Raw genomic sequence first — 8,467 nt, 5'->3', positions numbered from 1 at the left:
TCGGTTAGCATTGAAGAAGTTTCAGCATATCCTACTCTTTCTTGTCTTTCGTACCATGCTTGTGTTCTGAGATGGAGAGCTTTATTGTCAACTAATCTTACACAGCCCAAGGTGCGCCGCAATAGCGACTCTTGTTCGGGTGTGGGGTAAAATCGGTAAGAATAGGCTTTCTCCATGGGGAGCATTTTAGCATATATTCCGTAAATGTGCTAATATTTAACGGTAAAGCCGTCGTTCTACGACGGGGTTTCAGACCCAAATTTTCGATGATAGTTAATAACCGGTAATGGTAAGTTCTTTCCCTCGCACCTATAAAATCGCCGTCATCGGTGACGTTCACGACCAATGGGAAATAGAAGATAATTTAGCTCTAGAAGCTTTACAAGTCGATTTAGCCCTATTTGTCGGTGATTTTGGCAATGAATCCCTAGAAATTGTCGGTCGGATTGCTAGTTTGTCCTTACCAAAAGCCGTTATTCTCGGTAATCATGACGCTTGGTATAGCGCCACCCCCTGGGGACGAAAACAATGTCCCTACGATCGCGATCAAGAAGATCGTGTCACCGCCCAGTTAGAATTATTAGGGGTTGCTCATGTGGGTTACTCAAAACTAGACCTACCCGGTTTACAGCTTTCGATTGTTGGGGGTCGTCCCTTTACTTGGGGGGGTTCCGAGTGGAAAAATGGAGAATTTTTGCAAGAACGCTATAATATCAGCAATTTTGCCGAATCTACCGCCAAAATTATCGCTAATATTCAAGATACTGCCTATAATAACCTGATTTTTTTAGGTCACAATGGTCCGGCCGGACTGGGAAAGGAAGCGGAAGCTATCTGTGGTCGCGATTGGCAACCTTTGGGAGGGGACCACGGGGACCCAGATTTAGCAGCGGCCATCGCACAAGCACAGCTATTAGGAAAACAGGTTCCTCTCGTCAGTTTCGGTCATATGCACCACCGTCTCCGTCATACCACTTCCCGTTTACGCAATCCAGTGGTCACTTCCGAAATGGGAACCGTTTACTTGAATGCTGCTAGTGTCCCTCGCATTCTCCACTCCGATACGGGTAAATCTCGCAATTTTTCCCTAGTCACTCTTGAAGAAGGTCTAGTCACAGAAGCATCTTTAATCTGGTTGAACGATAATTTCGAGATTATCAGTAATAGAAAACTTTATCACTCCGGGTCATCAATCGATCGCCTATCTCCCCAATCTTGTTATTCTTAAGTTTTGAAAATAGACCTTTTATTAATCTTATGCGGTACAATCACTAATATCAGTTATCAGATATGAGTGTTCAGTTCACTGATTACTGTTCACTGATTACTGATAACTGAAAAAAGCTCCCCACTTCCTATAGATAGTTAATTTTTTGAGCGATTAGAGGTAAAGCAAGAGCGATAGCAACACTAACAATCATACCGATAAAAGCTTTCAAGGCATCCCCTAAAACCAGTTTACCCGTGGCGGCTAAATTAGGGTTTTCTCTGGTTAAAGTCAGAGAAATTTCTCGACCTCCTAATAAACCTAAAAATACCCAAGTGGTACTCATGGGAATATGATTATAGCTAACAAAAAACAGTAAAATTAGTCCATAAATTAAGTTAATAATTGTTGCAGAACGCAGATCATGGGCGTTAGTTTTGCTAGTGACAATTTTCTCGATTTGACCCCCGTGATTAATAAAAATGATGGTTTGCAGGAGTAGCATAACTGTTAGAGATAAAACTAACCATGTTGCCCCTAACTTTCTGGGAAGATAGGCGAAAATATTAGCAAAATCTTGCATTAACCATTGACTCCAGAGAAAACCGGTGGATAACCACTGTAAAACTACCCAGATTTTTTGAGGTTCTTTATTAACTGTTTCTAGGAAAAAGTTTTCTAATTGATAAATAATTCGATAGATTACTAACCCCACTATAACAGCAATAGCATAACCCCAAGCGGATTTAACTAACATTTCATCTAGAGATTGGGGAGCAAAAACTGTTAAAACCAAAAAGGTTGTACTCACAGGTATTCCCCAAGTGGTGAGAATTAAAATTGCTAAGGGAGGAACGATATAAATCCAAGTAAAAGTTTCTGGGAAGGGAATCATTTCTAGTCGATTATAAGCCACATCTCCCTGATTAATATACCAACCAGCGATAAAAATCGAGGCTAAGATCATACTGGTGTACAGCCATAAAATCCACCAGGGACGTTCTTCATTGGCACTTAAAAAAGTCCCTAAAGTTTGTAGGGAATCGTTGGCAACAATCGCATAAGCTGATAGAATAAAGCCAGCAATCATCAAAAAATTACTCATAGACAAGTGAAAAAAATAAAACTTAAAGTAATACAAATCCTGTTCAAACAGTAGAGAAAAGCGCAGAGGTAGGAGAGCGGGAAGTGGGGTAGTGGGGAAATTTCAACTAAAACCCTCTTAATTTTGCTTTAAAAAATCCCTCGCTAGATAGAAAGCGGCTAAACTACCAGAGACGGTAATTTCCTGCGGATTAATTTCCTGTAAAGGTCGAATAATAACTTCAATTTCCTCGGTAATATCTAACTTTTGTTGACCTGTAGGAGTAGAATTAAGAGCCAAAAAAATATGAATTCTGTTAGTATCTTTAACGGGATTATCGTACAAAACAGCCAGAGGTATTAGAGAATCACTTTGATAACCGGTTTCCTCCTCGAATTCCCGACGCGCTGCCGCAGTAATATTATCTTCACCCGCATCTACTGCTCCAGCGGGAAATTCCAATAAAATTTCCTTAACTCCGTGACGATATTGACGGACAAAAACCAATTGATTATCCCCAGTAACTGGAACAACTAAAACAATTTCAGGACGAATATTAACGAAATAATCATCGATAACTTGTCCAGAGGATAACTTAACCGCGTCTTGACGGACTTGACACCAACGATTCTGAAAAACTAGCTCGGATTTAATAATTTGCCATTTTTTTAAATTAGTCATCGACAATCCTGTGATAATTGCAGTGAAATTACTAAACTTTTTCTCAGATAATTATAGCTATCTAGGGACTATTCCTGATAAAATTTAATTTTATACTCCCATCTCCCATGTCGTTAATTCAATGGTATCCCGGTCATATTGCCAAAGCGGAAAGAAAACTCAAGGAACATCTTAAACTCGTGGATGTGGTCTTAGAAGTGCGCGATGCTCGCATTCCCTTAGCTTCCCATCATCCGCAGGTGGACGATTGGATTGGCAATAAACCGCGCTTGTTAATCTTAAATCGTCTCGATATGATTCCCGAATCTGCCCATCAACAATGGGTAACATGGTTTAAAAGTCAAGGAGAACCCGTCTATTTTACTAACGCTAAACAGGGAGAAAGAGTTAAAGCAATTATCAAAGCGGCGGAAAAAATTGGCGATGAAATTAACCAAAAACGCCAACTAAGAGGAATGTTACCGCGTCCAGTGCGCGCCGTGGTGATCGGGTTTCCCAATGTGGGCAAATCTGCCCTGATTAACCGTTTATTAGGGCGAAAAGTCGTCGCCAGCGCCCGCAGGGCCGGAGTAACGCGACAATTACAATGGGTAAGAATTTCCGACACCTTAGAATTATTAGACGCGCCGGGGGTGATCCCTTCCCGTTTAGATAATCAAAGGGATGCGGTGAAATTAGCCATCTGTGAGGACATTGGCGATGCTGGTTATGATAACCAAAGGATAGCGGCGGCTTTTGTCGATTTATTAATAGAATTACAGTATGAAGGACTTTTACAATCTCGTTACGGGTTGAATACTCTAGACATGACCGGGGAAGATTTTATCGAAAAATTGGCCAATCTCAAATATCAAGAAGATAAAGAAAGGGCAGCCATGCAGTTACTCAATGATTTTCGTAAGGGAATAATCGGGGCTATCCCGTTAGAATTGCCCCCTTCCTCTTGAAATCGCCTGTTTTTAACTCAATAGTTAATTCCCGAATTTGTCAAAATTACCGCCTTTTAGTCCACTGAGCTGCCGATAAGATTAAAGAAATCGGTAAAGTTGCCAGGATCGATCGAACCCTGAAGGAAGATAGGGAATAAACGACAGAGACAAAAAAGACTATGGGCAAACCGACTGGCTTTATCGAATTCCTGCGTGAACTTCCTTCCGAACTTACCCCTCTCGATCGCCTTCATAATTGGGATGAGTTTCATCTTCCCATGCCTGAGGATAAACTCCGCAATCAGGCCGCCCGTTGTATGGATTGTGGTACACCATTTTGTCACACCGGAACGCTCATTAGTGGCATGGCCAGTGGTTGCCCGATTAATAACCTGATTCCCGAATGGAATGATTTAATCTATCGAGGATTGTGGCGAGAAGCCCTCGATCGCCTTCATAAAACCAATAATTTCCCCGAATTTACCGGTAGAGTCTGCCCCGCTCCCTGTGAGGGTTCCTGTGTTCTCGGTATTCATAATCCCCCCGTTACGATCAAAAATATTGAATGTTCAATTATCGACAAAGGTTGGGAATCCGGTTGGATTACTGCCAATCCCCCCGCAATCCGTACCGGCAAAAAAGTGGCCGTCATCGGTTCAGGACCTGCGGGATTGGCGGCCGCCGACCAGTTAAATAAAGCCGGTCACTGGGTGACAGTTTATGAACGGGCCGATCGTCCCGGGGGGCTGTTAATGTACGGTATCCCCAACATGAAGTTAGATAAGGAAGAAGTGGTTCTGCGTCGTCTCCAGATACTCGCACAGGAAGGGGTAAAAATGGTCTGTAGCACGGAAGTGGGCAAGGATATCAGCGCCCAAGACCTATTAAACGAATACGATGCCGTCGTTATCTGTACCGGGGCCACCAAACCCCGGGATTTAAACATCGAAGGTCGCCAATTAAAGGGCATTCACTTCGCCATGGAGTTTCTCACCGCTAATACAAAGGCACTATTAGACGGACAGCCCGGGGAGGATTTTATCTCGGCCGCGGGTAAAGACGTGGTAATTATCGGCGGTGGCGACACGGGAACCGACTGTGTGGGGACTTCCCTGCGTCATAACTGCCGTAGCGTCACCCAATTAGAGATCATGCCGCAACCGCCCCGAGAACGGGCCGCCGATAATCCCTGGCCCGAATGGCCGAAAATCTACCGTATGGACTATGGACAAGAGGAAGCGGCCGCACGTTTTGGCGATGACCCCCGGGTTTATACCACCACGGCGACTAAATTCGAGGGGGATAGCGAGGGCAACGTCACAGGGATTCACACGGTACAGGTGGAATGGCAACGCAACGAAAAAGGGCAGTTTATCCCCCAACCGGTAGCAGGAACAGAAAAAGTCATCCCGACGCAATTGGTTCTATTGGCCATGGGATTTTTGGGACCAGAACAGCCTTTACTCGATGATTTAGGCTTAGAAAAGGATGCCCGCAGCAATATCAAGGCCGAACACGGTCAATTTGCCACTAGCTTACCGAAAGTCTTTGCAGCAGGGGATTGTCGTCGTGGTCAAAGTTTGGTGGTTTGGGCGATTAATGAAGGTCGCGGGGCTGCCAGGGAATGCGATCGCTTTTTGATGGGGGCGACGGACTTACCTTAAACCAGTAGTTACTGTTTTCCCCTTGTTATAGTCATGTCCAAAAAGAGGCCTCAGCCATAGCCATCAAAACCCAACCGCCGGTCAAACCCTCTCAATCTGAACAGGAGGAGCGAGGAAACAATTGTCCCTATTGCCTATCTAGACAATCGCTCCCTGTTTAAACCGTTGCCACCGATGAATCAAGCACCAACTGTTCATTGGTGGGTAACTCCAGACAATAACCCGCACCGTAAACGGTTTTAATATAGCGAGGATGACGGGGATCGGGTTCTAGTTTCGTTCTCAGATGGCGAATATGAACGCGAATAGTCTCGATATCATCATCGGGATCGTATCCCCAGACCTCCTTGAGAATATCACTAGGGGAAACGGTTTGACCGTGACGTTGGAGAAGACAGTGGAGTAACTCGAATTCTAGATGGGTTAACTTGACCACACTGTCAAACCAGACCGCTTCAAAACGTTCGGGAACAAGGGTTAAAGGTCCAAAACTGAGTATTTCTGAGTGTTTAGCGGCTTGGGGAATGCGATCGGTGCGTCTAAGCAGGGCGCGCACCCTAGCTAACATTTCCTCCACCTCGAAAGGTTTGGTCAGGTAATCATCAGCACCCGCATTAAAACCTTCCACTTTATCTTGGGTTTGTCCTAAGGCTGTGAGCATCAAAATCGGGATGTCGGACGTGCGTTCATCTCGTCGCAAACGCTGACAGACAGTAAAACCATCGACTTTGGGCAGCATTAAATCCAGCATGATTAAATCGGGTTGTAACTGGACGGCCAAGGCCTGGCCTTTAATCCCGTCCTCTGCCGGATTAACGTCATAACCCGCCATCTCCAAGTTGATGGAGACTAATTCCGCGATCGCAGGATCATCATCGATTACAAGTATTCGGGGCATTACCAGAGTGTTATGACTAAGGGTTTGGGTAGGGAGTTGCTAAATGTGTTCTCGCTGACATCGCAACTAGGGCTTTGTCTCTCAAGGGCTTGAGTTTAGCACAACTTGACATCCTCACCGCCGTAAACGAGCGGTGATTCCTCACCACGCCACCTTTTTAGGATGGTCGTTGAATGGGGTTGACGCTTCACAGGATGCTGCTACCTTAGCGGTAGTCTTATGCCTTCCTCCACGTCCGTTTTGATTGTCCGAATGCCCTCCGGCCACTTTGAACAAGTCGAAAAAATCTCCTGTTCAACCTTATTTCCTAGAAAGTTTTACTCGTTCAAGGCCGAATTTGACTTCTTTTCTGAACGAAACCCCCTACTATCTGTGGTCAAGGTTCAGTTTTTAGCTTGGTTATCGCTTTTTCCATTGTAGCTTAAAGCCGTCCTAAAAGGACGGGGTTTTCAACCCAAATTTTCGATAAGTCTCCTGAATGTTAAGAATTTCTAAGAAGTGTGAACAGTCTTGGTCGAGAATTGATATTGGCGCTAGATTACACCCTCTCTCTCACCAAGATCAACTAGGGAGCCGTTTTTCACTAATCTTTACAATTGCGCCATCTCGATCGATATCGGTTTCAACCGGACTGAAAGTCCTTCTAGAGCTAAATTTCTCCCCTAAGCTCCCCCGGCGGCACTGTAAAAATTCTTAATAAAATTACCGATCAATTCAGTTTAATCTACCAAAATAGGCGGTTTTAGTAAGCATCTGTAACCAACCCGATCCATTCTACTCATCCCAACAGGTGATCATAATATGAGCGTTAATTTATCAACTCAACTGCGGGAAGGCACGAAAAAATCCCACACCATGGCAGAAAACGTCGGTTTTGTCAAGTGTTTTCTCAAAGGTGTGGTAGAAAAAACTTCCTATCGCAAACTGGTGGCTAACCTCTACTTCGTCTATTCGGCCATGGAGGAGGAGATGGAAAAACTTCCTAGTCATCCCGTCGTTTCTAAAATCTGTTTTCCTGAACTCAATCGCAAAAATGCGCTGGAACAGGATTTATATTTTTATTATGGTCCCAATTGGCGCAACGAGATCGCTTTATCTCCCGCAGGTCAAGCCTACGTTGACCGGATTCGGGAAATCGCCACAACAGAACCCGAATTATTAGTCGCTCATTCCTATACCCGTTATCTCGGCGATCTGTCCGGGGGGCAAATCTTGAAAAAAATCGCCGAAAAAGCGATGAATCTGGAAACTGGTGGCACGGCTTTCTATGATTTTAAAGATATTCCCGACGAAAAAGCCTATAAAAACCACTATCGTCAAACCCTCGACGATTTACCCGTGGAGCAAGCCATGGCCGATCGCATTGTCACCGAAGCTAACGCCGCTTTTGGCATGAACATGAAAATGTTCCAAGAGTTGGAAGGTAATCTGATCAAAGCGATCGGAATTATGCTCTTTAATACTCTTACCCGTCGTCGCAGCACCGGCAGCACCGAAACTGGATTGGCTACCGCCGAATAGTAGTCAAGAAAACCTAAAAAAAACGGATAATTCTAGAATTGGGGTAATGGTTAGCCATGATTATTATCTGAATTTCGGAGTTATCCGTTATATTTTTGCTTTTTTGATTTATTCTCCCCTCTCCCCACACCCGTTCGGCTGAGCGTTCGACAAAAGCTCACGCCATTACGCAGTGTCAATCTAGGGCATGGACTCAATCCAACCTGGTTTTACGCTGACGGAGCGCGATCGCTATCCCATCTCGATCATTGGCAACAGGCTCTAAAAATTCCCATTGACCACATTTTCGTCAGCAAAAATGTCAGGGTTGATCAGGTCATCACACTGCCTTCGGGTGTATCTGATCATCGAAAATTTTGGGTGGGAAACCCCGCCGTTCTAGGTTGGCTTTACGTTAGAATTAAAAAGACCGTCTCGAAAACCAAGTGGGCGGACAGCACCTTGAAAACTCGGCTTAGGGGGTTCCGTTCAGAAAAGCTTGTC

At 44.6% G+C, this 8,467-nt stretch carries 8 protein-coding genes; 4 read left to right on the top strand and 4 right to left on the bottom strand.

What is annotated here, in order from left to right; translation table 11 throughout:
- Window positions 1–176 (bottom strand): helix-turn-helix domain-containing protein (locus tag IM322_RS10815; RefSeq protein ID WP_287713202.1); only part of this gene is annotated, 176 nt, incomplete at its 3' end.
- 110 nt (window positions 177–286) lie between these two features.
- Between IM322_RS10815 and IM322_RS10810 the strand changes: the two genes are divergently transcribed.
- A complete protein-coding gene (locus IM322_RS10810; protein WP_287673069.1) occupies window positions 287–1,228 on the top strand; it encodes a TIGR04168 family protein in 942 nt (313 codons plus the stop codon).
- 127 nt (window positions 1,229–1,355) lie between these two features.
- Here the strand turns inward: IM322_RS10810 and IM322_RS10805 are convergent, their stop codons facing one another.
- A complete protein-coding gene (locus tag IM322_RS10805; RefSeq protein ID WP_287673071.1) occupies window positions 1,356–2,297 on the bottom strand; it encodes a hypothetical protein in 942 nt (313 codons plus the stop codon).
- A 132-nt stretch (window positions 2,298–2,429) separates the two neighbouring features.
- Entirely contained in the window at window positions 2,430–2,972 is a 543-nt protein-coding gene (locus IM322_RS10800) for an NUDIX hydrolase (protein WP_287673068.1), read from the bottom strand.
- Window positions 2,973–3,079: 107 nt separating this feature from the next.
- Between IM322_RS10800 and ylqF the strand changes: the two genes are divergently transcribed.
- Together ylqF and IM322_RS10790 are read left to right on the top strand one after the other, a co-directional pair.
- Window positions 3,080–3,919: a ribosome biogenesis GTPase YlqF gene (ylqF, locus tag IM322_RS10795; RefSeq protein WP_287673067.1), complete on the top strand. Its 840-nt coding sequence runs from the start codon at window positions 3,080–3,082 to the stop codon at window positions 3,917–3,919.
- Between the two features lie 161 nt (window positions 3,920–4,080).
- Entirely contained in the window at window positions 4,081–5,565 is a 1,485-nt protein-coding gene (locus IM322_RS10790) for a glutamate synthase subunit beta (protein ID WP_287673065.1), read from the top strand.
- 157 nt (window positions 5,566–5,722) lie between these two features.
- On the opposite strand, the gene rpaA is transcribed toward IM322_RS10790, so the two are convergent.
- Window positions 5,723–6,463 (bottom strand): two component system response regulator RpaA, encoded by a 741-nt coding sequence (rpaA, locus tag IM322_RS10785; RefSeq protein WP_286824351.1) that lies wholly within the window; start codon window positions 6,461–6,463, stop codon window positions 5,723–5,725.
- A gap of 801 nt (window positions 6,464–7,264) precedes the next feature.
- Between rpaA and IM322_RS10780 the strand changes: the two genes are divergently transcribed.
- Window positions 7,265–7,984 carry a biliverdin-producing heme oxygenase gene (locus IM322_RS10780; RefSeq protein ID WP_287673063.1) on the top strand — a complete coding sequence of 240 codons (720 nt, stop codon included), beginning with the start codon at window positions 7,265–7,267 and terminating at the stop codon, window positions 7,982–7,984.
- Window positions 7,985–8,467: the final 483 nt, after the last annotated feature.

The sequence above is a fragment of the Microcystis sp. M109S1 genome (genome assembly GCF_020247025.1).
GTDB lineage: Bacteria > Cyanobacteriota > Cyanobacteriia > Cyanobacteriales > Microcystaceae > Microcystis.
This window is presented reverse-complemented; position numbering and strand designations above follow the sequence as displayed.